Raw genomic sequence first — 25,564 nt, forward strand, 5'->3', positions numbered from 1 at the left:
GTAGTAAACTGATCAGTTCAGGAAAGCCCTACCGGACGTCACGAACGCAGAATTTTATCCAGTTCCGCCTGTTCTGCTTCGGTCAGTGCCGTCGGCGTGCTGCGCTTGCTGCGAATTGCCGTCCAGCCGATCCCCAATGCAATCAGCAAAAAGGCCGGAGCCGCCAGCCACAGTACGATATTCGCCCCGCTGGTGTCTGGTCGGAGCAGCACAAACTCGCCGTAGCGTGCAACCATGAAGTCAACCGCCTCTTCGTCGGTGTCACCAGCGACGAGCCGTTCACGCAAGACAATCCGAAGCTCTTTGGCAAGGGTCGCGTTGCTTTCGTCGATGCTTTCGTTTCGACAAACCGGACAGCGCAGGCCTTGGGACAATTCACGTGCCCGCTCTTCAAGCACCGGATCGTCAAGCACCTCGTCAGGCTCGACCGCCCAAAGCGGTGCGGCCAACAAGGCAAAGACCATCAACAAGCGTTTCATTCTGCGGGTACCGCCTTTGGTGCTTTCTTGGACGCCGCAGCACCGACACGCAAGCGACGGTCGGTCAAAGAGAAACATCCGCCCAATGCCATCAGGATTGCGCCGCCCCAAATCCAGTTGGCAAAGGGCTTGATATAAACACGCGCAGCCCAGCCGCCATTCTCCTGAGGATCACCGATGACCACATAGATGTCACGCAGAACCCCGTTGATAATCGCAGCTTCTGTCGTTGGCATGTTTGCGACAGGATAGAACCGCTTCTCGGGGTGAAGATCACCGACCTGCCGGTCTCCGCGCCAGACCGAGATATCGGCCAGCGTCGTGATGTAATTTGGGCCCTGCTCATTGCGCACATCGTCAAGGCGAAAGTCAAACTGCCCGACGGTCCATTGATCGCCGATCTGCGCCACACGGATGTCCTCTTGCTCCCATGCCAGCATGGCCGCGATCCCGAAGATCGTGACGCCCATACCGATATGGGCCGTTGCTTTGCCCCAGTCCGCGCGTGGCAGGCGGGTGATCCGGCGCAGGCGATCTGCAAAACCGCCGCGGCCACTGCGCAACCAGAGATCTGCAATGGCGCCACCGACGACCCAGACACCAAGTGCAACACCGACTGGCCCAAGCGCCGAATTGCCTGTCTGCATGGCGTAAGCCAGTGCACCAAGCGCAAGCGCCAGCACCAGCCAGCCGACAGTAGCCTTGGTCGCACGCTCAAACGTTCCACGCTTCCATGCGATGATCGACCCGATGGGCAGGACAATCGCCAAGCCGACCATGAAGGGGGTAAACGCCGCATCAAAGAACGGCGGCCCCACCGACAACGTGCGGTCAAAGAATATCTCAGCCACCAGAGGCCAGATCGTGCCGATGAACACCACAAAACAGCTCACTGACAACAGAATGTTGTTGAGGATCAGGGCGCTCTCACGGCTTACCGTCGAAAACACACCCTTTGCCTCCATCGCGCCAGCGCGGAATGCAAACAGTGTCAACGAACCGCCAAGGAAGATCGCCAGAATAATCAGGATCAGCATCCCGCGCTCGGGATCGTTGGCAAAGGCATGTACCGATGTCAGTACGCCAGAGCGCACAATAAATGCACCAAGCAGTGAGAACCCGAAAGCAAGGATCGCCAAAAGGATCGTCCAGCTTTTCAACGCCTCGCGCTTCTCAACGACGATGGCAGAATGAAGCAAAGCGGCCGCGATCAACCAAGGCATGAAACTGGCGTTTTCGACGGGATCCCAGAACCAGAATCCGCCCCAACCAAGCTCGTAGTAGGCCCACCACGATCCCAACGCTATGCCGACTGTCAGGAACATCCATGCCGCCAACGTCCACGGCCGGACCCAGCGCCCCCAAGCCGCATCGACACGCCCTTCAATCAGAGCGGCAACAGCAAATGAAAACGCCATCGAAAGGCCCACATAGCCCAAATACAGAAACGGTGGGTGGAACGCCAAGCCGGGGTCTTGAAGAAGCGGGTTCAAGTCCCGTCCGTTCAGCGGTGGTACCTCAAGCCGAACGAAGGGGTTCGAGGTAAAGATCACAAAAGCAAAGAACGCCACAGCGATTGAGGATTGCACCGCCAGAACCCGCGCCCGCAACCTTGCTGGCAAACCGCCACCGAACCATGCGGCGCAAGCGCCAAACAGCGTCAGGATCACCATCCAGAGCAGCATTGACCCCTCGTGGTTCCCCCAAACACCGGTGATTTTGTAGATCATCGGCTTGTCGGTATGCGAATTGGTGTAGACGAGCTGCAAAGAGAAGTCGGATGTCACGAAAGCCCACGTGAGCACCGCGAATGAAAAAGCTGTCAGAAGAAACTGAACTGTCGCGGCCGGTTCGGCCAATGACATCCAGCCAATATTTCCACGATGCGCCCCGACCAGGGGCACGATCATCTGAACAATGGCAACGCCAAAGGCCAGAATCAAAGCGAAATGTCCGAGCTCTACTAACATGAGGCGCAAGATAGACTATTCCGCCGGAAGGCAACATAGCGTGACCTTCACTTCCGCGATACAAATTGGCGCAGCCTCAGGGAACCAGACCGCCCTGCAGCACGAATGCAAGAACCCCCATTAGCAAACCCCCGACAATCAACCTCACCAGCCACTTCAGTGTATCTTCAATCGCTGTGAGCCTGTCAGATACGTTTTCGCGGTGAACCGTATCGACGGCATTGCGGACTTCAAGCGCGGCGATCCGGCGTTCGGCGCGCTCTGACCATTCAGTCTGCATTGCGTGCACGCCATTCTTCCAAGGCAGGGTTGTCTGCTTTTGATGACGCTGGGGAAGCAGACTGTGCGACAATCGCAGTCAGACGGTTCTGGAACTCATGCGCTTTGGCTTGATGCCGCGCACCGAAGTAAAAGCTCACGACAGCCCCCATGAGCCACCACAAGGGTTCGGGGATCGCGGCCAGCCCGACCATTGCCTCGGCAAACTCTTCCGGCTTTCGCATCGCTTCCGTGAACAACCAGATCGTCCCCAATGCCAAAACAGGCCGTGGCAGGCGGTTCACTCCATCGACGAAGCGGTCAAAGACCCCACGGCGCTGGTGCTGAAACTCGGCAGCAAACTGGGACAGGCTTTGTGACCGCGCATCAGCCTCCCTGACTGCGCCATTTTCCGCATTTTCCCGAAACACCGTGACCGTATCTGCAACGACATTGCGACCATCACCAAAGAGAAAACCCATTAGTCCTGTGATCATGCCCATGTTGCAGTCCTTTCACGGTGCTCTGCATCTGTCAGGTGAAAGCGCGGCGATATGAAAGCCTCTGCCCGCGTAATCCAACCACCCTTTCCACCATCACGACGGCGGGCGTATTTCCGACTTGCGGGACGGCGCTGCGCCAGATCGTAATAATAGTTCCGCCGCGCAATCCCGTAGGCATCAACCAGATGGTCCGGCGCGGCATCAATCGCATCATGGGTCGCCCTGCCGGTTTGCGGACCAATGACACCATCGACGGCTACGTTAAACCGCATCTGCACCAAAAGGCGTTGCAGGATACGAACCGCGTGGGATCCCGCATTGACGTACATATCAAAAACCGACGGCTGAAGCGGTTCAGGCAACCGGTCAATTCCCGGCGCGCGAAAGTAGTGCGCGATGAAGATCGAAACGGCACGGGCACGACTGAGAACCTTCACATCCTCGGTGTCGATGTCGCCATCATGGTCAAGGTCCAGCCCTAACCTGCGCAAAGTGTGTATCGTCACACCGTATTTCGTCGCGCCACCAGGATCGTCCGGATCATCAACAAAGCCGCCCTCTCTGGCGACGATTTCTTGTGCAATCTGTGTAACCGTCTGCATGCTGCCCCCGCTTTGAAGCTGAGACAAACACTGCCGGTCAAAGGTTAATTGGTGACGACAGTATCGTCCGGTGCCACATAGACGCCTTGCTCTTTCAGAGCATCAACCACTTCGGAGGGCATGTAGGTTTCGTCGTGTTTTGCAAGTATTTCAACGGCTTCAAAGCGACCGTTGATGTAGTTTCCCTGCGCAACCATTCCTTCACCTTCGTTAAAGAGGTCTGGAAGGATGCCGGTGTAAACGACCTGTACAGACGCACCGCCATCCGTGACAGAGAAGCTGACTTGTTCGCCTTGTCCCCGCACCAGTGTGCCTTCTTCAACCAGACCGCCGATCCGGAATCGCTCATTGGGTGGCGGTGGTGCTTCGACAACTTCGCTCGGAGAGCGGAAAAACTGGAAACTGTCGTCAGGCAGAAACCACAGCAGGACAAGGACAAGCGCCAGACTAACACCCGCCAGCGACAGCACCTGAACGCGGCGGCGTTTCTTGAGGCTCTTGAAACCACCGGTCATGGGAACACAGGGGCCAGCATCAGCCCCTCCTCTTCTGGCAAGCCAAGCATCAGGTTGGCATTCTGCAACGCCTGTCCTGACGATCCCTTGGTCAGGTTATCAAGAGCAGCGATCACAATCGCACGGCCCGGTACACGGTCAGCCACCACACCGATGTGGCAGAAGTTCGACGCACGGATGTGTTTGATCGACGGATGTTGTCCCATCGGCAAAACCTCAATGAAAGTCTCGTCAGCATAAGCAGCAGACAATGTGGCATATATGGTCTGCGGATCGCCCTGGACATAGGTCGTCGCCAAAATGCCGCGGTTGGCGGGGATCAAATGGGGCGTGAACTGGATATTGACCGGACGACCGGCAAGAGCAGAGAACTCCTGATCGAATTCCCCAAGATGCCGGTGCGTGCCACCCACCGAATAGCCATGCGCACCTTCTGACAGCTCTGCGTGCAACAGGTTCTCCTTCAAACTGCGCCCTGCCCCGGATACTGCAGCTTTTAGATCAAGAATGATCTGATCGAGATCAATTACACCTGCGGCAATCAGTGGCCGCAAAATATACTGGCCAGTCGCCGCATTGCAGCCGGTCCCGGCGACCAGACGCGCCGCCCTGATCTCGTCACGGTAGAATTCGGTCAGCCCGTAGACCGCTTCTTTCTGCATCTCTGGCGCTGCGTGAGGCTTGCCATACCACTTTTCATAGGCGTCCGGATCACGCAGCCGGAAGTCCGCTGAAAGATCAACAATCTTGAGCGTCTTTGGCAGTTGCGAGATGACCGCCTGTGATGTTGCGTGTGGCAAAGCGCAAAACACAAGGTCGACACCATCAAGGTCCATATCCTCAATCGTGGTCAGGTCTGGCAAATCAAGGTGGCGCAGATGCGGAAAAACATCTGCCATGGCCATCCCGGCCTTGGAGTTCCCCGACAGCCCGACGATCTTCAGGCTTGGGTGTGTCGCGATCAGGCGCACAAGTTCAGCGCCGGTGTAACCAGAAGCGCCGAGAATGGCGACGTTATAGGTCATAGTCTTTATCCCTCTGACAGGAATGAATTTTGTAAGGTTCAGGCCGCTTGAAAGGTGATCTGTCGTCGCAAGAACTGCGTCGCGCGCGATGAAACCTGTTGCGGGTTGCCAGTCGTCAGGAACATCGACTCCGTCCCCGGCCCGACCATCTCTGGACGACGCTCCAGATAGTCGGCAAGACTTTCGGCCACCAGTGAGGCTTGCGAGAACACCCTAACGTCAGGCCCGAGGGCCTCCTGAAATTCTTTCGCCATCAACGGGTAATGCGTGCAGCCAAGTACGGCTGCATCCGGATGGGGCATCTTGCGCTTGAGCGCATCGACATGGCTTTTGACGAGCGCCTCGGCAAGGATCATATCACCATCTTCGATTGCATCGACCACGCCGCCACAGGCTTGGGCTTCGACATCAACACCGATCGCCCTGAAGGCTAATTCGCGCTGGAACGCCCGGCTCGAAACAGTGGCCGGTGTCGCAAACAGCGCCACATGATTCACATCAACTTCGCGCGGCGGAGAGTTGTCGCCCCACTGACGCTCTGTCAGCGCCTCGATCAGCGGCACAAACACGCCCAAGACACGCTTGTCCTTCGGCACCCAGCTTTCCTGCATCCGCCGCAGGGCCGCGGCAGAGGCCGTGTTACACGCCAGGATGACCAGATCGCACCCCGCATCGAACAGACGTTGTGTAGCCGCGGTCGTCAGGTCGTAGATATTATCGGCGTCACGCACACCATAAGGCGAATGGCTGTTATCACCCATGTAAACGAGCGGCAGATCAGGCAGTCGCTTGGCGACAGCATCAAGCACTGTCAATCCGCCCAAACCGCTATCAAAAATGCCAACCGCCATGGTTTTCGTGCCTTGTGTTCTAACCCATTGAAGACGCAGGACTCACGTTCTGCTCAATTAGCTGAAGACATACGTCGCTTTGCTCAGGAAATCCATGCATGGTTTTCCACGCTCCAAGACTGCAGCGTTTACTCCGCAGCGATCCGCTCACCGCCACGACGCAGCTCAGCCAGCAAAGCTTCGCGTCGCTTGGCTGCCTTGCGCTCGTTTGCCTCTTTCACCGGACCAAACCCCCTGATTTCCAGCGGCAAAAGCGCCAAGGCCTTGGCCGTTTCCATGTTAGCCGGGGATAGCTGCTGCAAGACCTCGGCCATATCGGCCTCATACTGTTTGATCAGCGCACGCTCCATCCGGCGTTCCGCCGTCCGTCCGAACGGATCGAACGGCGTGCCCCGCAAGAATTTGAACTTGGCGAGTCTTGGGAACATCGCAGCCATGCGCGCCCCGTATTCCTTCTTTAGCGGGCGGCCATCAGGGCCGGTTTTGGTCAGCATAGGCGGCGCAAGGTGGTAGGTCAGCTTCAAGTCACCGGCAAACTCGGCCTCTGCCTTGTCCTTCGTCGCAGAAAGCAGCCGCGCCACCTCGTATTCGTCCTTGTAGGCAAGTAGCTTGTGATACCCCTTTGCGACAGCCTCCCGCAGTGCGGGATCTTCGAACCGCGCGAGCATCTTGTTGTATTTCTTGGCAAGCCGCTTGTTCTGGTAGGCGACAAGATGATCAGCGCGATAAGCGATCTTTTCATCGAGTGACTTCGGCAGGCGGACGATTTTCGGTGCAAGAAGGTCCTTTGCATCCTGCGGATGCAGATAGGCCCAACGCCCGAACGCAAAGGCCTTCTTGTTGCGCTCGACCGCAGCGCCATTGAGTTCAATCGCGCGCAAGATCGCGTCATATGTGACTGGAATTGCACCCATTTGCCAGGCAGCGCCAAAGACCATCATATTCGAATAGATGCTGTCCCCAAGCAGCGCCTTGGCCAGTTCAGACGCATCGAACATGGCCAGGCCGTCGCCCATCCGAGCCTCCAGCGACAGTTTGAGCTGATCTGTTGGCAGTCGGAATTCGGTATCGCGGGTAAACTCTCCGGTGATGATCTCATGGCTATTGACGACGGCTTGCGTCCGCCCTGTCTTCATCAACCCAATGGTTTTGGCACCGGCCGAGACAACCAAATCGCCGCCGACAAGGGTGTCGCACTCACCTGTTGCTACCCGAATTGCATTGATATCGCCCGGTGTGTTGGCCAAGCGGCAATGGATGTGCACCGCACCCCCCTTTTGCGCAAGACCCGCCATCTCCATCATGCCTGCACCTTTGCCGTCGATATGTGCAGCCATGGCAAGAACAGCACCGATGGTGACGACCCCCGTACCACCAACGCCAGTAATCACGACGTTATGCGTGCCGCGGATTGCAGGCAGCAGTGGCATCGGCAGGTCTGGCAGATCAACCTCTGCCGTCGCTTCCTTCCTGACTTGCGCGCCCTCAATGGTAACAAAGGAAGGACAGAACCCCTTCACGCAAGAGTAATCCTTGTTGCAAGACGACTGGTCAATCGCCCGCTTTCGGCCAAGTTCGGTTTCGACAGGTACGATCGAGACACAGTTGGATTGCACACCACAGTCGCCGCACCCCTCGCAGACATCGGTATTGATGAAAACCCGCTTGTCGGGATCCGGGAATTGCCCGCGCTTACGACGCCGCCGTTTTTCAGCTGCACATGTTTGCACGTAAACAATGACGGACACGCCTTTGTATTTGCTGAATTTCTCTTGCACTGATTGGAGTTCTGCCCGCTCATGCACATCCAGTCCCTTGGGGAAAAGCGCTAGATCAACGTCTTCTTTCTCGTCATAGACAAGGGCCACGTTGCGCACACCCATCGCCATGACCTCGCGACAGATCTGATCGGCATTGAGGCCACCATCATTGCCCTGCCCGCCCGTCATGGCGACCGCATCGTTATAGAGAATTTTGTAGGTGATGTTTGTTCCCGCCATCAGCGCAAAGCGGATGGCCTGAACGCCGGAATGGTTGTAAGTGCCATCTCCGATGTTCTGGAACACATGATCGCGGGTCGAAAATGGTGCCTCACCAACCCAGTTGGCCCCCTCGCCCCCCATCTGGGTAAAGCCGACGGTTTCGCGGTCCATCCATTGGACCATGTAATGGCAGCCAATGCCCGCATAGGCACGGCTGCCTTCAGGGACTTTTGTCGATGAATTGTGCGGACAACCTGAGCAAAAGTACGGGGTGCGGGCCGCGATCTCGGGGGCGTTGTCGGCTCGACGTGCCTCGGCAAGTGTTTCAAGCCCCGCTTTGACACCTTCGGAGCCACATCCCTCTTCCACGAGGATCCCGCCAAGTTTTTCTGCCACGACAATGGGATTGATGTCGGCTTTGGTCTGAAAAATCTCCTCGCGGCGCCCCTCGGAGTGTTCATCGCCCTTATGCCAGCCATAAACACGGCGGCCCTGACGATCGTCAAAGATGGCTTCTTTGACCTGAACCTCGATCAGTTTGCGTTTTTCTTCGACGACGACAATCAGATCGAGCCCTTCCGCCCAATCATGGAATGACGCCATGTCCAGCGGCCAGACCTGCCCCACCTTGTAGGTCGTGATACCAAGGCGCTCTGCCTCTTCCTCATCAATGTTGAGAAGTGCAAGCGCGTGCTGCAGATCCAGCCAGTTCTTGCCTGCAGCCACGAAACCGATCTTTGCGCCGGGTTTGCCCCACTTGCGCTGGTCCATCTTGTTGGCCCGTGCAAACGCCTCTGCGGCAAAGCGCTTGTGGTCGATCATCCGCGCCTCTTGCAACTGAGGCGTATCGACCAGACGGATATTCAGCCCGCCATCAGGCATCTCGATCTCAGGCGTCACGAAGGACATCCTGTCAAGCCGGGCATCCACGACAGAGGTGACCTCAATCGTGTCCTTCATGGTTTTCAACCCCACCCACACACCTGCAAACCGCGACAATGCATAGGCGTAAAGCCCATAATCCAGAACCTCCTGCACACCGGCGGGTGAGACGATGGGCATATAAGCATCAACCATGGCCCAGTCGGACTGATGCAAGGTTGTCGAGCTTTCGCCGGTATGATCGTCGCCCATGGCCATGATGACACCGCCATTTGGCGAGGTGCCGGCCATATTGGCATGACGCATCACGTCGCCGGACCGGTCAACACCCGGTCCTTTGCCATACCACAGACCAAAGACGCCGTCGTATTTGCCTTCGCCGCGCAACTCTGCCTGCTGGCTGCCCCAGAGCGCGGTTGCAGCCAGATCTTCGTTCAACCCCGGCTGGAAGAGGATTTGTGCGGGTTCAAGCACATCCTTGGCTTTGGTCATCTGCATATCGACAGCGCCAAGTGGCGACCCGCGGTAGCCGGTGACATATCCAGCCGTATTCAACCCTGCCTCTGCATCCCGCGCCCGCTGCATCAGCATCAGCCTGACAAGCGCTTGGGTGCCATTCAGCAAAACCTGATCCTTTGACAGATCATAGCGGTCGTTCAATGAGATTTCGTGCTTGCTCACACCGTGCCTCCCAACAGGTTGAACCTGTCTCGATCTTAGGTCAAAGGCTCTGACCTACAAAGACAAAAATCAGTGAGATCGGAGTTTGCTTTCAACGGCTTCGGTCAGGTAATGTTGTTCAAATGATAACGGTAACAGAACGTCAGCCGGGGAAAAATGGACTGGGATAAGCTAAGAATCTTTCACGCGGTCGCAGACGCGGGATCACTCACCCATGCCGGCGATACGCTTCACCTGTCTCAATCTGCGGTGAGCCGGCAGATCAGGGCCCTCGAAGAATCGCTGAATACGACGCTTTTCCACCGTCATGCACGTGGCCTGATTCTTACCGAACAGGGCGAACTGCTGTTCGACGCGACAAAAAGCATGAACCGACGGCTTGAGGCTGCCTCCGCCCGCATCCGCGACAGTGAAGAAGAAGTCTTCGGCGAGCTACGCGTCACAACGACGACAGGTTTCGGCACCTTATGGCTCGCACCGCGCCTGCCGAAACTCTATGAGCAATATCCCGATCTCAAAATTGATCTGATGCTTGAAGAGCGCGTCCTCGATCTGCCGATGCGCGAGGCCGATGTCGCGATCCGGATGAAAGAGCCCAGCCAAGCCGATCTCATTCGCAAGCGGCTTATGTCTGTGCGGATGCGGCTTTACGCATCACCGGACTATCTTGAGAAATATGGCACGCCCCAAACACTTGCCGACATGGGCCAGCACCGTTTGATCTGCCAAAGCCCGAATTCAATTCAGGTTTCTGCCGGTGCTACGCTGGTGCAACACCTGCTGACCCAGGATATTCCGCATACCTTCACCGTAAATAACTACTTCGGAGTGCTGCAGGGAATCCTCAACAAAATCGGGATCGGTGTCCTGCCGGATTATGTGACCGAGGATTTCCCGGACCTTGTTCGGGTCCTCCCCGATCTGGAAAGCGGCGAAGTGCCTGTGTTCCTCGCCTATCCCGAAGAGTTGCGGCAATCCAAGCGGATCAGCGCGTTCAGGGATTTCGTGCAGGATGAAATCTTTGCGCATCGCCGGAGAATCAGGGACGCCAGCGCCGCCGAGTAGCGGCGCATAAAATCATTCTGCTGCGATGGCTTTTGCTTTCCGGTCAGCCAGGATCGCCTCGACCAGTCTTTCTGCCTCGCGCCGGGTGATTTTTTTGCGCGCGGTCGGGCCGTAGCCGTTTTCCGGGTCGTCTTTCAAGGGAGGCACCACAGCAAATAGCGACGCGCGCTGCGCGGGTGTCAGCATCCGCACCGCTGTCGGACCGGGGTAGAAGGATTCAGTCTGGATGCCTTGCGCCGTAATGATTTCGTGCCGGGCCAGCATGACGTGATAGTATTCCACCGAACGCTTGCCTTTCATCACACGGACGCCTGGCAGGCCGGTGAGCCCTTTGGCGGGGGCAAGGACTTCATCAGCTTCGAAGATTTGCCGAACAATATCGCCACTCAGAACCAGATGATGCTGGGGAGAAACAGCTAGTTCGCTTTGCGGCGAGTTCGGCCCCAAGCAACCTTGACTAAACAAAACCGGCTTATTCTCGAGATCGAAACCGATCATCTCAACAGAAGACCTTCCTATCCAGGCAATTGGTAGATGATTTCCATCGCGGCCCAGAAGAACATCATCCGTAGTTAAGTCTTCAACTTTTCTCGACCCGTGAGGTGTTTCCAGCAAAACACCTTTCACGAAACAAACGTTCTTATTCGTCGTGTTTGTTCCATCTAGATCAATCCGCCCCTGCTTGAAGCCCTCCATCTGCGCCAGCGTGGCATCAAAGTCAGGCAGAAACATTGCCCGCGTATCGCCGTTGTAGCCGATGATAGTGACCACAGTAGCATCGAGAGGCTGCGGCACCGCTGGAGGAAGCAGGTCGTTCGGTATGAATCCCGCACCGCTAGACTGGTTTGTCGGCAGGGCACCCGTAAATTCATAGATAAACGTATAAGTCCCAACGAGTTCAAATTCACCCGTCACTGAATTGAACTCATACACATTTACGCGTGTGTCAGGATCGATGTCTGCTGTGAGTGGGTCACCGTCTGTTTCGAGTGTAAGGTCGCCACTCGACGAAAGCGGAACGAACTCAATTTCGATAACAGGCTCATTTGACAGTTTCTTAAGATTGAGCGCAGCATTGCCGGCTGTTGGTTGGTCAACGCGGGCAAAATATCGTGTATCAAAATCAGCCATTTAATTCAGTCATCCCTGCTCTCTCTGGCTTTAGCCGTATCGAATTCGACGCCTCCGATCAATACTTTTACGGGTCGGTCAAAGAAGCGAGCTACCCCAGCCATGCACCACATACATAGCGGCTTTGCGCCACATCAGGCGCTTATTTCTTGATTGCACAAATAACAGGCCCTATCTCCTGTTTCGAAGGCGCTGATGCTACGCGCTCGCCCTTCAACCTCCCTGTTGGACTTTGCCGGGCTTTATGCCCGGCTTTTTTTTGCCTACCGCACATCTGACTTGCACAGATGTTTTGCACAGGCGGATGCGGCAAAGCCGTTGCCCCGCTGCCCCCCATCGCTTAAAGCATCGCGCAAGCAGCCAAAGGGACACGCATGCAAGAGCCAGCCATCACCGAAGACCTGATCGCAGCCCATGGCCTCAAGCCGGATGAATATGCGCGGATCCTTGACATCATCGGGCGCGAACCGACCTTTACCGAGCTTGGCATCTTCTCAGCGATGTGGAACGAGCATTGCTCCTACAAGTCATCAAAGAAGTGGCTGCGCACACTTCCGACAGAAGGCCCGCAGGTGATTTGCGGTCCGGGTGAGAATGCAGGCGTCGTCGATATCGGTGATGGTCAGGCTGTTGTGTTCAAAATGGAAAGCCACAACCACCCCAGCTACATCGAACCCTATCAGGGGGCCGCAACCGGTGTGGGTGGCATTCTGCGCGATGTGTTTACCATGGGGGCGCGACCGATTGCTGCAATGAATTCGCTGTCATTTGGCGAGCCGAGCCACCCCAAGACCCGCCAGTTGGTCAATGGCGTCGTTGCAGGTGTCGGCGGATACGGAAACTGCTTCGGCGTCCCGACTGTCGGGGGCGAGGTGCGTTTTGATCCAGCATACAACGGCAACTGTCTGGTCAACGCCTTTGCCGCCGGTCTCGCAGATGCTGACAAGATTTTCTATTCTGCGGCCTCAGGGATCGGGATGCCGGTTGTCTACCTCGGCGCGAAAACGGGGCGCGATGGTGTTGGCGGGGCGACCATGGCGTCTGCGGAGTTTGACGATACGATTGAGGAAAAGCGCCCTACAGTGCAGGTTGGCGATCCCTTTACCGAAAAGCGTTTGATGGAAGCCACCCTTGAGTTGATGGCCACTGGCGCTGTCATTTCCATTCAGGACATGGGCGCGGCTGGCCTCACCTGCTCTGCTGTGGAAATGGGCGATAAGGGCGGCCTTGGTGTGCGCCTGAACCTCGACGCTGTCCCACAACGCGAAGAGAACATGACCGCCTATGAGATGATGCTCTCGGAAAGCCAAGAACGGATGCTCATGGTCCTCAAGCCAGAGCTTGAGGCCGAAGCCCGCGCTGTCTTCGAGAAATGGGACCTCGATTTCGCCATTGTCGGCGAGACAATTGCCGAGGACCGTTTCATTATTGAACATCAAGGCAAGGTCTGGGCTGATCTGCCTCTAGCGACGCTGTCTGGATCAGCACCAGAATATGATCGCCCTTGGGAACCGACCCCTGCCGCCGAACCACTTGGCGATGTGCCGAATGTCATGCCCATCGACGGGCTTAAGGCCCTGATCAGCAGTCCGAACTATGCGGCAAAACAATGGGTCTATGAACAGTATGACTGTCAGGTCATGGGTGACACCGCCCGCATCCCCGGTGCGGGTGCCGGCATCGTGCGTGTCCATGGCACGGACAAGGCGCTTGCCTTCACAAGCGACGTGACCCCGCGCTACGTCAAAGCCAATCCGGTCGAAGGTGGCAAACAGGCCGTCGCCGAAGCCTACCGCAACCTGACGGCCGTTGGCGCGCGGCCGCTTGCCACGACTGACAACATGAACTTCGGCAATCCTGAAAAGCCGCATATCATGGGGCAGTTTGTCGGTGCGATCCAAGGCATCGGCGAGGCAGTCAAGGCGCTCGATATGCCAATCGTCTCCGGCAATGTCTCGCTTTACAATGAGACTGACGGTGCGGCGATCCTGCCAACGCCAACCATCGGTGCTGTCGGTTTGATTGACCATCCGGACCAGATGATCACAGGCGATTTGCGCGATGGGCATCTGCTTTTGCTCTTGGGCGAAACGGCGGGGCACTTGGGGCAGTCTGCCATTCTTGCAGAGGTTTACGGCCGCGCCGAAGGTGACGCGCCACCGGTTGATCTGGACCGCGAAAAGGCACACGGCGATTTCATCCGTGCCAACTGCGCATTGATCAAGGCCTGCTCCGATCTCAGCGATGGCGGCCTTGCGCTCGCAGCCTTCGAGATGGCCGAAAAAGCCGATGTTGGTGTGACCCTCGACGTTGAAGACACCCCCACCCTCTTTGGTGAAGATCAAGGGCGCTATCTGATCGGCTGTAACTTTGATCAGGCAGAAGCATTGATGATTGCGGCAAACCAGGCCGGTGTCACGCTGACCACGATCGGCAAGGTTGCGGGCGATCAGATCACATTCGGCAGCCAAAGCGCGCCGCTTGATGAATTGCGCGAAATCTATCGCACGTCTTTTGCGCAGGCCGTCGCTTAATGGCCCATTATTGGCCCCAAAATATCCCCGCCGGAGGCAATCCACTTGTCCAACCGGCGGTGCGTGCCTAACTTGAGCGCAGGACGTCAAAGGAAATCAAATGGCCATCTCTGCACGTGACATCGAAGCGCTCATTCGCGAAAAAATGCCCAACGCCACTATCCAGATCGAAGGTGATGATGGTGTCCATTTCCAGGGGCTCGTGATTGACGAAAGTTTCCGTGGCATGAACCGCATCCAGCAGCAACGCTCTGTGATGGCGATCATCAAACCGAAGGTCGATAGCGGCGAAATCCACGCCCTTGGCCTCACGACACGGGCGCCAGAATGATGCTGAGAGCTTTCTTATTGGCCCTCTTGGGCCCGTTCTATCTTTTCATTCCGCCAGCACGCCAACCAATCCGCGTGCGGAGCACGCCCACACGCACACGTAAAGGACTTCAGAAATGACCGCACAAGACAGGATCAAAGACACCGTCGCAACCAATGACGTGGTTCTCTACATGAAGGGCACCAAGTCGATGCCTCAGTGCGGGTTCTCTTCGCGTGTTGCGGGCGTGTTGAACTTCATGGGTGTGGATTACACCGACGTAAACGTTCTGGCTGACGACGAAATCCGTCAGGGGATCAAGGATTATTCCGACTGGCCAACAATCCCGCAGCTTTATGTGAAGGGCGAGTTTGTTGGCGGATGCGACATCATCACGGAGATGACCCTGTCAGGCGAACTGGATACTTTGTTTGCAGAAAACGGTGTCAACTTTGACAAGGATGCTGCTGACAAGATCCGCGAAGCCAACAGCTAGATCTTGGCCAGCGAATTAGAGCTGAGAAAAGGGGGCCATGCCCCCTTTTTTATTTGATTCCAGCTACTGACCTTCGACCTTTGCGGCCAGCGATTCAGCGCGCGCGGCAATCTCGGCCAATGCCTCGCTGACTTCGATGGGAATGACGGGCACTTCGATCCGCTGCGGCGCGGGCGCAGGCTGTGCCTTCAAGGTTTCAATCGCAGCCCGAAGTTCGCCTGCTTCCTGCTCCAAAGTCTGCACCTTATCTTCAAGTCCCGCTGTCTTGTCAGCGAGCATCAAGCCGGCCATCAACAGCATCCGCGCCTCTGGCACGCGCCCGATCTGGCTTGCTAGATGCTGTGCCTCGACATCAAGCATCTGCGCGGCAGAGTGAAGGAAGGGCTCTTCCCCTTCCTGGCAGGCAACCTCGAACGTGCGTCCCCCGATATTAATTTCGACTTGTGGCATTGTCCTAAGCCTCCGCAATCAGGGGTTTGAGTTCGGCAATAATCGCGTCCATCTCTGCGATGTCGGCGGCGCGCTGTGCTTCCATGGCTCTGACTTCAACTGCTATCGCCGCTTCCTGCAGGTCAGGCGCAAGCCCTGCGGTCACGGTTTCGCGCAATCTGGCATTCATCTCGCGAAGCTGCTCGTTTGACGCGCGCAGTGTCTGCAGTTGTGCATCCAGGGCACCTAGCTGGCTGCGCTGTGTCTCAACCCGATCCGAAAGTGCAGCGACCTGACCATCCTGGCGTTCTTTCAAAAGCCTGACCCGTTCGGTCAACTCGGCGTTGTTGCGACGTTCGTTCTCCAATGCTGCCTGCAAGGCTTCGACATCACCGCCACCGTTCTGCGGTCTGGCATCCAAACCGCGACTGATCCTGTCGAGCGCCGCAGTGATCCGGTTTTCCAAACTATTGATGTCGCTCATCTTCGAATCCTCTTGCGGTTCTAAAGACCACATACGCTGTGGGACCGCTTTATCTGCGTTCGGTCCAAAAAGGACGAATCGTGCCTGTCTGTTCAAAGCCTAAGCGAAGGCTTTCGGTCTCGCAAACGGCATGGCCTTTGAAAAATGAGGAACTTAGCTGACGTGCTTGATCTTGGAGGCTGTCCTGATATGACGCCAATGAGATATGTGACGCCATCAGATAGGACCGACACCTTGGATATTGCTGCTCTTCGTTCCGCCAATCCTGACCATTGGAAAAAAGCCACTGCCATCCGGACATTGACGCTGGATGCGGTTGCCGCCGCAAACTCCGGTCACTCCGGGATGCCGATGGGCATGGCAGACGTCGCAACAGTCCTTTACGAAAAGCATCTGAACTTTGATCCCAAGGCGCCTGAGTGGCCGGATCGCGACCGGTTTATCCTGTCGGCTGGCCATGGGTCGATGCTGCTTTATTCCCTGATGTATCTGACCGGCTACGAAGATATGCCGCTTGAGCAGATCAAGGACTTCCGTCAGTGGGGCGCACGCACTGCAGGCCACCCTGAATATGGTCATGCGCGTGGTATTGAGACGACGACCGGCCCATTGGGTCAGGGTATTGCAAACTCGGTTGGTTTTGCGATTGCCGAAGAAATCCAGCGCGCCACATGGGGCAAGAAAATCGTCAACCACTACACCTATGTGATGGCGGGTGACGGCTGCCTGATGGAAGGTGTCAGTCAGGAAGCGATCTCGCTTGCTGGTATGCAAAAACTGCGCAACCTGATCGTCTTCTGGGATAACAACAACATCACAATCGACGGCACAGTGGATATTGCTGACGCAACAAACCAGCAAATGCGCTTTGAGGCCTCCGGCTGGCATGTCCAGTCCATTGATGGCCATGATCCCGACGCCATCGATGCCGCGATCACAGCCGCCAAAAAAGACCCACGGCCATCCATGATCGCCTGCAAGACGCACATCGCCTTGGGGCACGCAGCGCAAGACACATCAAAAGGCCACGGTGCTTTGACGAATGCAGAGCAACTCAAAGCCGCCAAAGAAGCCTACGGCGCACCTATGGGCGACTTCGAGGTTGAGGCTGACGTCCTTGATGCATGGCGCGCCATCGGTGCACGTGGTGCCGAGACCCGCAAGGATTGGGAGGCGCGCTTTGCAACGCTCTCAGCGTCCAAGCAGGCAGAGTTCAACCGCATCTATGCCGGTGAAGCCCCGAAGCGCCTGTCAGCCACAATCCGTGCTCTGAAAAAGCAGATTAGCGAGGGCGCTCCAAAGGTGGCGACCCGCAAGTCGTCCGAAATGGTGCTGGAGGTGATCAACCCGATTGCACAGGAAACGATTGGCGGGTCCGCCGACCTCACCGGTTCGAACAATACGCTGACCAAAGATATGGGCACCTTCCATCCTGACACGCGCAAAGGCCGTTACATCTACTACGGTATTCGCGAGCATGGCATGGCTGCTGCCATGAACGGTATGGCACTTCACGGTGGCACAAAACCTTATGGCGGCACGTTCATGTGCTTTACCGATTATGCGCGCGGCGCGATGCGGTTGAGCGCGTTGATGGGGCTGCCGGTGACCTATGTCATGACCCACGACAGCATCGGCCTCGGCGAGGATGGTCCAACACACCAGCCGATTGAACATCTCGCGATGCTGCGTGCTACGCCGAACATGAACGTGTTCCGCCCTGCCGATACGGTGGAAACCGCGGAGGCTTGGGAATTGGCGCTGACTTCGGAAAAAACACCGAGCGTTCTGGCCCTGACACGCCAAGGACTGCCAACCGTCCGCACAGATCACAAGACCAAGAACATGGTCGCTCAAGGGGCTTATGTGCTTGCTGATGCCGAAGGGTCGAAGCGTCAGGCAATCCTGCTTGCCACCGGTTCAGAAGTCAGCGTGGCCATGGCCGCGCGTGAACTCTTGCAGGCCGAGGGGATCGGCACGCGCGTCGTGTCTATGCCATGCTGGGAGCTGTTCGAGGAACAGGATGAATCCTACCGCAAACGTGTGCTGCCCGGTGGGCCTGTCCGTGTCGCAGTCGAGGCAGGCATACGCTTTGGATGGGATCGTTGGCTCTTTGGAGAGCGCGGCAAGCGTGAAAAGTCCGGCTTCATCGGTATGCACGGGTTCGGGGCCTCTGCCCCGGCAGAGCGGCTCTTCGAAGAATTCGGCATCACGGCGCAGGCGACAGCAGACAAGGTAAAATCGCTCCTCAAGTAGCGTTCGGGCAGGTTTAAGGCATGAGAAATCTCAAACGCCAGACGACACTCGCGCTATTTGCTATCGGTGTGCTTGTCGGTTGTTCAACAGGCAATGGCGGAACACCGAACCTTGCCAAAATTCAGACGATTGCGCCCATCTTTGCTGAAACCGATGACGTGGATGGCTTTGCAACCCGTGTTCTCGACGGGTTGCAGCCCCGTTCCATCGGAGAGAGCCGCGAATACTGCGGTCTGATTATCAGGGAACCTGACGGACAGCTGCGCACCTCGCGCATTCTCCCCGGCGGTGAGGATTTCTGTGAAATGCCGTCGGTCATTGGTGACGTTGTGGCCTCGTTTCATACACACGGCAGCTACTCGCCCCTTTATGACAATGAAGTCCCTAGCATGAGCGATGTGAAAGGCGACTTCGAGCAGCGCATTGACGGCTACGTCGCAACTCCGGGCGGACGAGTCTGGCACGTCGACTACGAGACCCGCAGTATCAGACTGCTCTGCGGTCCGCTCTGCATCACCTCTGACCCTCGGAACGACCCCGCTGATGCAGGCTTTGTTCCTGACAGCTTTACCGTCGGCGAGTTGCGCGAACGCTTTAGCTGATCGCCGCCTCGCGGCGGAAGAGGGTCGGAAACCAGTCCTCGCGCAGGCGCTCACCCGGTTGCATGCCGTGCCCTGGAAACGGAGGCGATGTCGGCCCGGGCCGTACAACATAGCGCGCATCATCGCCAAGCAACCTCAAGGAAAACGCCCTGCGGCGGCTCTCTGTCTCGTTTCCGCGCGCGCCGTGCAAGATGAGAAAGTGGAAGGCGACTGCATCGCCGGGTTCCATATTATATTCGACGATACGCATCCCTTCGGCGTCAGGATCGGGGACGGGGATGAAATCCTGCGCGTCAGGATAGAAATCTGCCTCGGACAACCAGCGGGTCGGCAAAACAGCCTTGGGCCATTTGTGCGATCCTGCGACACATCGCAACGAAGCCTCTGTCACCGGATCAAGCGGTGACCAAAAGCTGACTGTCTGTTCGCCTTCAACAAAGTAATACGGGCCGTCTTGATGCCACGGTGTCGGCTTGGAGGTGCCAGGCTCTTTGACCAGCACGTGATCATGGAACACCTGGCATGTCTGCGATTGCATGAGGTCCGCCCCGACTTCGAGCGCAGGGGATTCCCTGATAACCCTCTCAAATGGGGCAATGCGCGTCCAATTGCAGTAGTCATCAAAGAAGCGCCCCGCCTCGCCTTCATGCAAATTCTCGGCAGCATACGGGCCGGGATTTTCCATGTTCATCGCAACGCCCTGACGGAGCGACGCGATATGGTCAGCAAAAAGCCCTCTGATCAAAACAACGCCATCGCGTTGATACGTCTCAATATGGTCCTGCGTGATAAGTGGATGCATGGCTGTTTCCCCTCTGAACGATCAGCCTATCGCTGTTCTTGCGATTCGACAGCCTTATCCGCGTGTTTGCGATAACACGAAAAACAACCGTTGCTTCGTTATCGCTAACGGCGTTTGTTACCGATAACATATTGATGAAAAATGACTTTTTTCTTTTCTGGGACGGTACACGCAAGTATACGGACCCCAAAGACGAATGCGCGATAAGGAATACAGAAATGACTGTCACCATCGGTATCAACGGCTTTGGTCGCATCGGACGCTGCACTTTGGCACATATCACCGAAGCAGCACGCAACGATGTGCAAGTGGTCAAGATCAATGCCACAGGACCAATCGAGACCAATGCGCATTTGCTGAAATATGACAGCGTTCATGGCCGCTTTGGCAATCCAGTGAAGGTCGACGGGAACACACTTGATCTGGGGCGCGGCCCGATTGACGTAATGTCTACCTATGAACCGTCAGAACTTGATTGGGACGGCGTTGATGTGGTTCTGGAATGCACCGGCAAGTTCAATGATGGCGCGAAATCGGCTATTCACCTGGAACGTGGCGCCAAGAAGGTCTTGATCTCCGCACCTGCCAAGAACGTTGATCGCACTGTTGTCTACGGGGTTAATCACCGTGACTTGATGGCGGCAGAGACCATGGTGTCGAACGGGTCCTGCACAACGAATTGTCTGGCCCCGCTCGCCAAAGTTCTGAATGACGCGATTGGCATCGAGCGCGGCATCATGACAACGATCCACAGCTACACCGGTGACCAGCCAACGCTGGACCGCCGCCACAAGGATCTTTATCGCGCGCGCGCCGCCGCCATGGCGATGATCCCCACATCCACCGGCGCGGCGAAAGCCCTAGGTGAGGTCCTGCCGGAATTGTCCGGCAAGCTTGACGGCACAGCAATGCGCGTCCCGACCCCGAACGTCAGCGCAGTTGATCTGACCTTCGAAGCCGGAAAATCAGTCACCGTTGACGAAGTGAACGAAATCGTCCGCGAGGCCGCAGCAGGCTATATGGGCATGGTGATGTCATATGATGATGAGGCCAAGGTCAGCATCGACTTCAACCACACAACCGAAAGCTCGATCTTCGCACCAGACCAGACCAAGGTCGTCGGCGGAAAAACCGTGCGTGTCCTTGCATGGTACGACAACGAATGGGGCTTCTCTGCGCGCATGGCCGACGTCGCCGCAACGATGGGTCGCCTGCACTAAACACGTCCTTATGACTGACGAAGCAAGCCCGCTTGATGCGGGCTTTGCCATTTTCAAAGGCGCGGATTACATCTTGCCGCTATGACAAACAGACTCGCCATTTGGCTCATCCTCTTTGTCGCGGCGTTGCTCGCGTACGATTATTACCAATTTGGCTGGACAAACACAGTATTCTTGATGCGTCGCTTTGTAGACCTAATTGAATGGCTAGCCTTCTGGCGATAGCCGCGAATGCCGGTTGACCTTTCCGCGAAATTCGCAATGTTAGCGCCAACATTGAATGCCAAAGGAGAATACCATGGCTGTCAAAGTCGCCATTAATGGATTTGGCCGGATTGGCCGCAACGTCCTGCGCGCCATTATCGAAAGCGGACGCACCGATATTGAAGTCGTCGCAATCAACGATCTGGGGCCTGTCGAAACAAATGCACACTTGCTGCGGTTCGACAGCGTGCACGGCCGCTTCCCTGCCGAAGTGAAGACCACCGAAGACACAATTGATGTGGGCCGCGGCCCGATGAAAGTCACAGCCATTCGCAACCCCGCCGATCTGCCATGGTCTGACGTCGATGTTGTGATGGAATGCACTGGCATTTTTACCAGCAAAGAGGCCTGCCAAGCGCACCTCGACAATGGATCAAGCCGCGTCCTGATCTCTGCCCCTGGCAAGAATGCTGACAAGACAATCGTCTACGGTGTGAACCACGACACCCTGACCAGCGACGACATTGTTGTCTCGAACGCGTCTTGCACAACAAACTGCCTGTCACCTGTCGCCAAGGTCCTCAATGATGCGATTGGGATCACCAAAGGTTTCATGACAACGATCCACAGCTATACCGGTGACCAACCGACACTGGACACAATGCACAAGGACCTCTACCGCGCACGTGCCGCTGCCCTGTCGATGATCCCGACGTCCACAGGAGCTGCCAAAGCCGTTGGTCTGGTACTGCCTGAGCTGAACGGCAAGCTCGACGGTGTGGCAATTCGTGTGCCAACACCAAACGTCTCGGTCGTTGACCTGACGTTTGAAGCGTCGCGCGAGACAACACCTGAAGAGGTGAATGACGCAATCAAAGCAGCCGCTGACGGGCCGCTGAAAGGTATTCTGGGTTACACTGACCTGCCGATGGTCAGCTCGGACTTCAACCATGACCCGCACTCTTCGATCTTCCATCTTGATCAGACGAAGGTTCTGGACGGCAATATGGTGCGTATCCTGACGTGGTATGACAATGAATGGGGCTTCTCCAACCGGATGGCTGACACAGCGGTTGCCATGGGCAAGCTGATCTGATCTTTCGCTGAGAATGCTGAAAAGAAAGCCGGTCCTTTGCGACCGGCTTTTTTCTTGTGCACCTTGTGAATCCGCTATGCAAAAAATGCAAAGCTGCTAGCGCTAACTGTCAGTTGTTCTGCGGTGCAGCATGGCTATGTGTGGGTCAACAGCAACGAAGCGTACACAAAAGGAGCACGCAAATGACTGTATTGAGCAATGTCCGCAATGCGATTGAAAAGCGCGTTGCCTACAAGCGCCTGAAGCATGAACTGGAAGCAATGCCAGTCGAAACAGCTATCGACCTGGGTATGTTCCGCGAAGATGCGGGCAAAGTAGCAGCGAAAGCCATCTACGGCTAAACCGAAAAGACCAAGCTTCACTCGGGCGGTGTATCCGCCCGGGTCAAAAACGCCTCAATCCGCGCCCGGTACCCTGCTTGCCCCGCGAGATTGTTGTGACTTGCTCCGGCGACAGGCTGGAATAAGACCCCGCCCCCCTCACCTTCCATCAATGCCGCCAGACGCGCGCCATGCTCTTGCGGGATCAACTGATCCTCGCTGCCATGCTGGATCAGAACAGGTGCCGAAATTTGAGGGACGTCCTTGGCATTATCCCATTTCTGAACAAATGGCATGTAGCAGGCCGGAAGCCATGAGGCGCGTGTCATCAATTCACACATCCGCACGTATGGTGCATCAAGCAAGACTGCGGCGACGTCCCGTCGTGCCGCAACATGCAGCGCAAGGCCAGTCCCCATTGAATACCCATGAACGGCGATCGGACCATCGTGCCTGTCTGCGAGCCAGTCAAATGCAGTCAGCGCATCTGCTTTCAGCGATTGCTCGGACGCGGACCCGGGGATACCGCCGCCGCCGGGATATTCCAAAGCAGCGATCGTGCGCCCCGCATCCTGATGCGCTTTGAGTGAAAACGTGAAGTAGGCAAGCGCCCCGCCATTTCCCATGAAGAAAAGGACCGCTGTCTCCTCATCGCCTTCCGCGATTGCGACGTGAACATCGCTACCTTCAATGACATGTTGAGTAAACGTTGGGTCATCGAAGCTGTCAGGGCCGAACGGATAGATGAACCTCGGATGCGCCAGCACCATTACCGTCGCATAGACCAGATAGGTGCCAATAAACATCCACAGCCAGTTCAAACACCAAGCCGTTCTTTAAGCGCGCGATGCACCGACGGTGTTACAAATTTTGAGACGTCCCCACCAAGCCGCGCAATCTCTTTCACGAGCTTTGAGGCAATCGCCTGATGCTCGGCCTCGGCCATCAGAAACACGGTTTCAATACTGTCATCCAGCGCGCGGTTCATACCGACCATCTGATACTCATATTCAAAATCAGCAACCGCCCGCAGGCCGCGGATGATCACATTCGCGCCGACATCCCGTGCGCAGTCGATCAAAAGGTTTTCAAAAGGATGCGCAACAATCTCGCACCCAGTCGCCGTGGCGAGCGGCGCAGCCTCTGCCTCGATCATCGCCACGCGTTCCTCAAGCGAGAAAAGTGGACCCTTGTCACGATTGATCGCGACACCGATGACCAAACGATCCACCAATGAACAGGCACGTCTTATGATATCGATATGGCCGAGTGTAACCGGATCAAATGTGCCAGGGTAGAGTCCAACGCGCATGGCCCATCCTCATTCGTGAAATTTGGCGCAAAGCAACATGATTGCGTCTGGGATTGCAAGCAATCGCCGAAATCCCGGGCTAGTGCCCCATGATCATCCCTTCAAGGGATTCCTTTTCCATGGAGAGCTGTTGCAGTCGCGCCTTGACCGCGTCACCGATCGAAATCAATCCAACCATCTTCCCGTCATCCATCACCGGCAAATGTCGGAAACGGCCCTTGGTCATCATTTCCAGCACATCAAGCGCGCTGTCGGATGGTTTGCATGTCGTCAGATCCTTCGTCATCAGATCGCGGACCGGATCGTTCATGCATCCCGCACCACGCTTGCCCAGTTCGCGCACAATGTCACGCTCGGACAGGATTCCGTCCAAGGTCTCACCATCAGCCGAGACAACCACTGTACCAATTTTATGTTGCGACAGGAGTTTTGCAGCATCCGTCACCGTATCGGTTGGCTTGACCGCGATCACACCGACATCAGATTTAGATTTGAGGATTTGAGATACGATCATGGCGGTCTCCTTGCGCTGACTACAAATTCAGCGTCTCAAATCAAGCCACTGGCTGTCAAGCGTGCTGCGCGTTCGAGCTTGGCAATCTCTTCGGACATTCGTTTGCGAAGTTCCGTTGCAAAACGTGTGAGCCGTTCAGAATGCCGGTCTGACGTGTGGCGGACCAGATAGAAAGCACGTTGCAAAGCGACCTGTTCTGGCAGGACTATTTGCAGTTCGGGCGCAAAGGGTAGTGCGAAGTCATGCACGATCCCGACCCCGCCTTGGCGGATCAGTTGAAGCTGCACAGCCACAGAGTTTGATGCCAGATCAACTTTTGTGAGACCAAGCGCGCCCAGATAGTCCAGCTCTTTGTCGAAAATCATATCCGGGATGTATCCGACAATCCGCTGCGACCTGAGGTCAGCCAATGCCGAGACAGGTGGCGCATCGCTCCGCATCGCCAAATGCAACTGATAGTCTGTGATTTTCTGCACCGTGAGCCGCCCCGCCTCTGGTGGGCTGACCGTGATCGCCATATCCGCTTCACGTCTTGAAAGGTTCACCACCCTTGGCAATGCAAGGATTTGCACCTCAAGGTCAGGGTTCTCTGCCTGAATAGCCGCAACCACCTGCGGCAGGACAAAATTCGCAGCCCCGTCTGGTGCGCCAATACGGATCTGGCCCGTTAGCTGCTCGGATGTGCCCTGCCCTTCATCAAGCGCCCTCAACAGATGGCGTTCCGCCTCTGTCGCCGTCTCCCGCATCCGCTCTCCAAGGTCGGTCAACGCGTAACCTTGCGGAGATTTTACAAACAGAGCAGCACCAACAGAGCGTTCAAGCCGGCCAATCCGTCGGCCCAATGTGGAAGGGTCCATCTTCAGCGTGCGTGCAGCACCGGTCAGACCTTCGGCCCGTGCAACCGCAAGAAACACACGCATGTCATCCCAGTTATCCACGCTACACCCTTGCATTTTTGCAAAATGATTTTGGTATATTGGTTCTTTTAGGGGGAAAAACGCAACCTTATAAGAGTGTGAAATCATCTGCGGAGGAACACCC

26 protein-coding genes are annotated in these 25,564 nt (G+C 56.4%); 9 read left to right on the plus strand and 17 right to left on the minus strand.

Translation table 11 applies throughout. From position 1 onward, the window contains the following. Positions 1-38: 38 nt before the first annotated feature. The 9 genes from BM316_RS07195 to BM316_RS07235 all read right to left on the minus strand — a co-directional run bounded on the left by BM316_RS07195 (position 39) and on the right by BM316_RS07235 (position 9,748). On the minus strand, positions 39-479 hold the full coding sequence (locus tag BM316_RS07195; RefSeq protein WP_090205800.1) for a cytochrome c-type biogenesis protein: 441 nt from the start codon (positions 477-479) through the stop codon (positions 39-41). Then, positions 476-2,449, minus strand: a complete 1,974-nt coding sequence (locus tag BM316_RS07200) for a heme lyase CcmF/NrfE family subunit (protein WP_090205802.1) — start codon at positions 2,447-2,449, stop codon at positions 476-478. The genes BM316_RS07195 and BM316_RS07200 overlap by 4 nt, the downstream gene beginning before the upstream one ends. 76 nt (positions 2,450-2,525) lie before the next feature. After that, on the minus strand, positions 2,526-2,729 hold the full coding sequence (locus BM316_RS07205) for a hemolysin XhlA family protein (protein WP_090205805.1): 204 nt from the start codon (positions 2,727-2,729) through the stop codon (positions 2,526-2,528). After that, positions 2,719-3,210: a holin family protein gene (locus BM316_RS07210; protein WP_090205809.1), complete on the minus strand. Its 492-nt coding sequence runs from the start codon at positions 3,208-3,210 to the stop codon at positions 2,719-2,721. Before BM316_RS07210 ends, BM316_RS07205 begins: the two co-directional genes overlap by 11 nt. Then, positions 3,201-3,812 carry a holin-associated N-acetylmuramidase gene (locus tag BM316_RS07215; protein WP_090205810.1) on the minus strand — a complete coding sequence of 204 codons (612 nt, stop codon included), beginning with the start codon at positions 3,810-3,812 and terminating at the stop codon, positions 3,201-3,203. The genes BM316_RS07210 and BM316_RS07215 overlap by 10 nt, the downstream gene beginning before the upstream one ends. A gap of 44 nt (positions 3,813-3,856) precedes the next feature. After that, positions 3,857-4,327, minus strand: coding sequence for a cytochrome c maturation protein CcmE (gene ccmE, locus BM316_RS07220; RefSeq protein WP_090205814.1), 471 nt, complete (start codon positions 4,325-4,327; stop codon positions 3,857-3,859). Further along, the gene (gene argC / locus BM316_RS07225; protein ID WP_090205817.1) at positions 4,324-5,352 is read right to left on the minus strand and encodes an N-acetyl-gamma-glutamyl-phosphate reductase; all 1,029 of its coding nucleotides are present in this window, start codon (positions 5,350-5,352) and stop codon (positions 4,324-4,326) included. The genes ccmE and argC overlap by 4 nt, the downstream gene beginning before the upstream one ends. A 38-nt stretch (positions 5,353-5,390) precedes the next feature. Further along, positions 5,391-6,203, minus strand: coding sequence for a glutamate racemase (murI, locus tag BM316_RS07230; protein ID WP_090205821.1), 813 nt, complete (start codon positions 6,201-6,203; stop codon positions 5,391-5,393). 128 nt (positions 6,204-6,331) lie between these two features. Then, positions 6,332-9,748, minus strand: coding sequence for an indolepyruvate ferredoxin oxidoreductase family protein (locus tag BM316_RS07235; RefSeq protein WP_090205824.1), 3,417 nt, complete (start codon positions 9,746-9,748; stop codon positions 6,332-6,334). Positions 9,749-9,904: 156 nt separating this feature from the next. Here BM316_RS07235 and BM316_RS07240 point away from each other — a divergent pair, with 156 nt between their 5' ends. After that, the gene (locus BM316_RS07240; RefSeq protein WP_090205827.1) at positions 9,905-10,813 is read left to right on the plus strand and encodes a LysR family transcriptional regulator; all 909 of its coding nucleotides are present in this window, start codon (positions 9,905-9,907) and stop codon (positions 10,811-10,813) included. A gap of 12 nt (positions 10,814-10,825) precedes the next feature. Here the strand turns inward: BM316_RS07240 and BM316_RS07245 are convergent, their stop codons facing one another. Further along, positions 10,826-11,944 (minus strand): Hint domain-containing protein, encoded by a 1,119-nt coding sequence (locus BM316_RS07245; RefSeq protein WP_090205831.1) that lies wholly within the window; start codon positions 11,942-11,944, stop codon positions 10,826-10,828. Positions 11,945-12,318: 374 nt separating this feature from the next. On the opposite strand from BM316_RS07245, the gene purL reads away from it, so the two are divergent. The 3 genes from purL (at position 12,319) to grxD (ending at position 15,284) form a co-directional block, all read left to right on the plus strand. After that, the gene (gene purL / locus BM316_RS07250; protein WP_090205833.1) at positions 12,319-14,478 is read left to right on the plus strand and encodes a phosphoribosylformylglycinamidine synthase subunit PurL; all 2,160 of its coding nucleotides are present in this window, start codon (positions 12,319-12,321) and stop codon (positions 14,476-14,478) included. A gap of 100 nt (positions 14,479-14,578) precedes the next feature. After that, positions 14,579-14,809 (plus strand): BolA/IbaG family iron-sulfur metabolism protein, encoded by a 231-nt coding sequence (locus BM316_RS07255; RefSeq protein WP_090205836.1) that lies wholly within the window; start codon positions 14,579-14,581, stop codon positions 14,807-14,809. A gap of 115 nt (positions 14,810-14,924) precedes the next feature. Beyond that, on the plus strand, positions 14,925-15,284 hold the full coding sequence (gene grxD, locus BM316_RS07260) for a Grx4 family monothiol glutaredoxin (protein ID WP_090205839.1): 360 nt from the start codon (positions 14,925-14,927) through the stop codon (positions 15,282-15,284). Between the two features lie 63 nt (positions 15,285-15,347). Here the strand turns inward: grxD and BM316_RS07265 are convergent, their stop codons facing one another. Further along, positions 15,348-15,734, minus strand: coding sequence for a cell division protein ZapA (locus tag BM316_RS07265; protein ID WP_090205841.1), 387 nt, complete (start codon positions 15,732-15,734; stop codon positions 15,348-15,350). A gap of 4 nt (positions 15,735-15,738) precedes the next feature. Continuing rightward, a complete protein-coding gene (locus BM316_RS07270) occupies positions 15,739-16,197 on the minus strand; it encodes a hypothetical protein (protein WP_090207695.1) in 459 nt (152 codons plus the stop codon). Between the two features lie 234 nt (positions 16,198-16,431). Here BM316_RS07270 and tkt point away from each other — a divergent pair, with 234 nt between their 5' ends. Together tkt and BM316_RS07280 are read left to right on the plus strand one after the other, a co-directional pair. Next, positions 16,432-18,453 (plus strand): transketolase, encoded by a 2,022-nt coding sequence (gene tkt / locus BM316_RS07275; protein ID WP_090207697.1) that lies wholly within the window; start codon positions 16,432-16,434, stop codon positions 18,451-18,453. A gap of 20 nt (positions 18,454-18,473) precedes the next feature. Then, complete coding sequence (locus BM316_RS07280) at positions 18,474-19,055, plus strand: DUF4329 domain-containing protein (protein ID WP_090205843.1); 582 nt, start codon at positions 18,474-18,476, stop codon at positions 19,053-19,055. Here the strand turns inward: BM316_RS07280 and BM316_RS07285 are convergent. Further along, the gene (locus tag BM316_RS07285; RefSeq protein WP_090205845.1) at positions 19,048-19,857 is read right to left on the minus strand and encodes a phytanoyl-CoA dioxygenase family protein; all 810 of its coding nucleotides are present in this window, start codon (positions 19,855-19,857) and stop codon (positions 19,048-19,050) included. The genes BM316_RS07280 and BM316_RS07285 overlap by 8 nt on opposite strands. A 218-nt stretch (positions 19,858-20,075) precedes the next feature. On the opposite strand from BM316_RS07285, the gene gap (BM316_RS07290) reads away from it, so the two are divergent. From gap (BM316_RS07290) to BM316_RS16690, 3 genes are all read left to right on the plus strand, one after another. Continuing rightward, complete coding sequence (gene gap / locus BM316_RS07290) at positions 20,076-21,077, plus strand: type I glyceraldehyde-3-phosphate dehydrogenase (RefSeq protein WP_090207700.1); 1,002 nt, start codon at positions 20,076-20,078, stop codon at positions 21,075-21,077. Between the two features lie 298 nt (positions 21,078-21,375). Beyond that, positions 21,376-22,377: a type I glyceraldehyde-3-phosphate dehydrogenase gene (gene gap, locus BM316_RS07295; RefSeq protein ID WP_090207703.1), complete on the plus strand. Its 1,002-nt coding sequence runs from the start codon at positions 21,376-21,378 to the stop codon at positions 22,375-22,377. 182 nt (positions 22,378-22,559) lie between these two features. Further along, complete coding sequence (locus BM316_RS16690) at positions 22,560-22,718, plus strand: hypothetical protein (RefSeq protein ID WP_165606551.1); 159 nt, start codon at positions 22,560-22,562, stop codon at positions 22,716-22,718. A 17-nt stretch (positions 22,719-22,735) separates the two neighbouring features. Here the strand turns inward: BM316_RS16690 and BM316_RS07300 are convergent, their stop codons facing one another. From BM316_RS07300 to BM316_RS07315, 4 genes are all read right to left on the minus strand, one after another. Continuing rightward, complete coding sequence (locus BM316_RS07300) at positions 22,736-23,503, minus strand: alpha/beta hydrolase (protein WP_090205848.1); 768 nt, start codon at positions 23,501-23,503, stop codon at positions 22,736-22,738. 11 nt (positions 23,504-23,514) lie between these two features. Beyond that, positions 23,515-24,009 carry a pantetheine-phosphate adenylyltransferase gene (coaD, locus tag BM316_RS07305; RefSeq protein WP_090205851.1) on the minus strand — a complete coding sequence of 165 codons (495 nt, stop codon included), beginning with the start codon at positions 24,007-24,009 and terminating at the stop codon, positions 23,515-23,517. A gap of 79 nt (positions 24,010-24,088) precedes the next feature. Further along, a complete protein-coding gene (locus BM316_RS07310; RefSeq protein ID WP_090205854.1) occupies positions 24,089-24,523 on the minus strand; it encodes a CBS domain-containing protein in 435 nt (144 codons plus the stop codon). A 35-nt stretch (positions 24,524-24,558) separates the two neighbouring features. Further along, entirely contained in the window at positions 24,559-25,461 is a 903-nt protein-coding gene (locus BM316_RS07315; RefSeq protein WP_090205856.1) for a LysR family transcriptional regulator, read from the minus strand. Between the last annotated feature and the right edge of the window lie 103 nt (positions 25,462-25,564).

It is taken from the genome of Yoonia litorea (genome assembly GCF_900114675.1).
Classification (GTDB): domain Bacteria; phylum Pseudomonadota; class Alphaproteobacteria; order Rhodobacterales; family Rhodobacteraceae; genus Yoonia; species Yoonia litorea.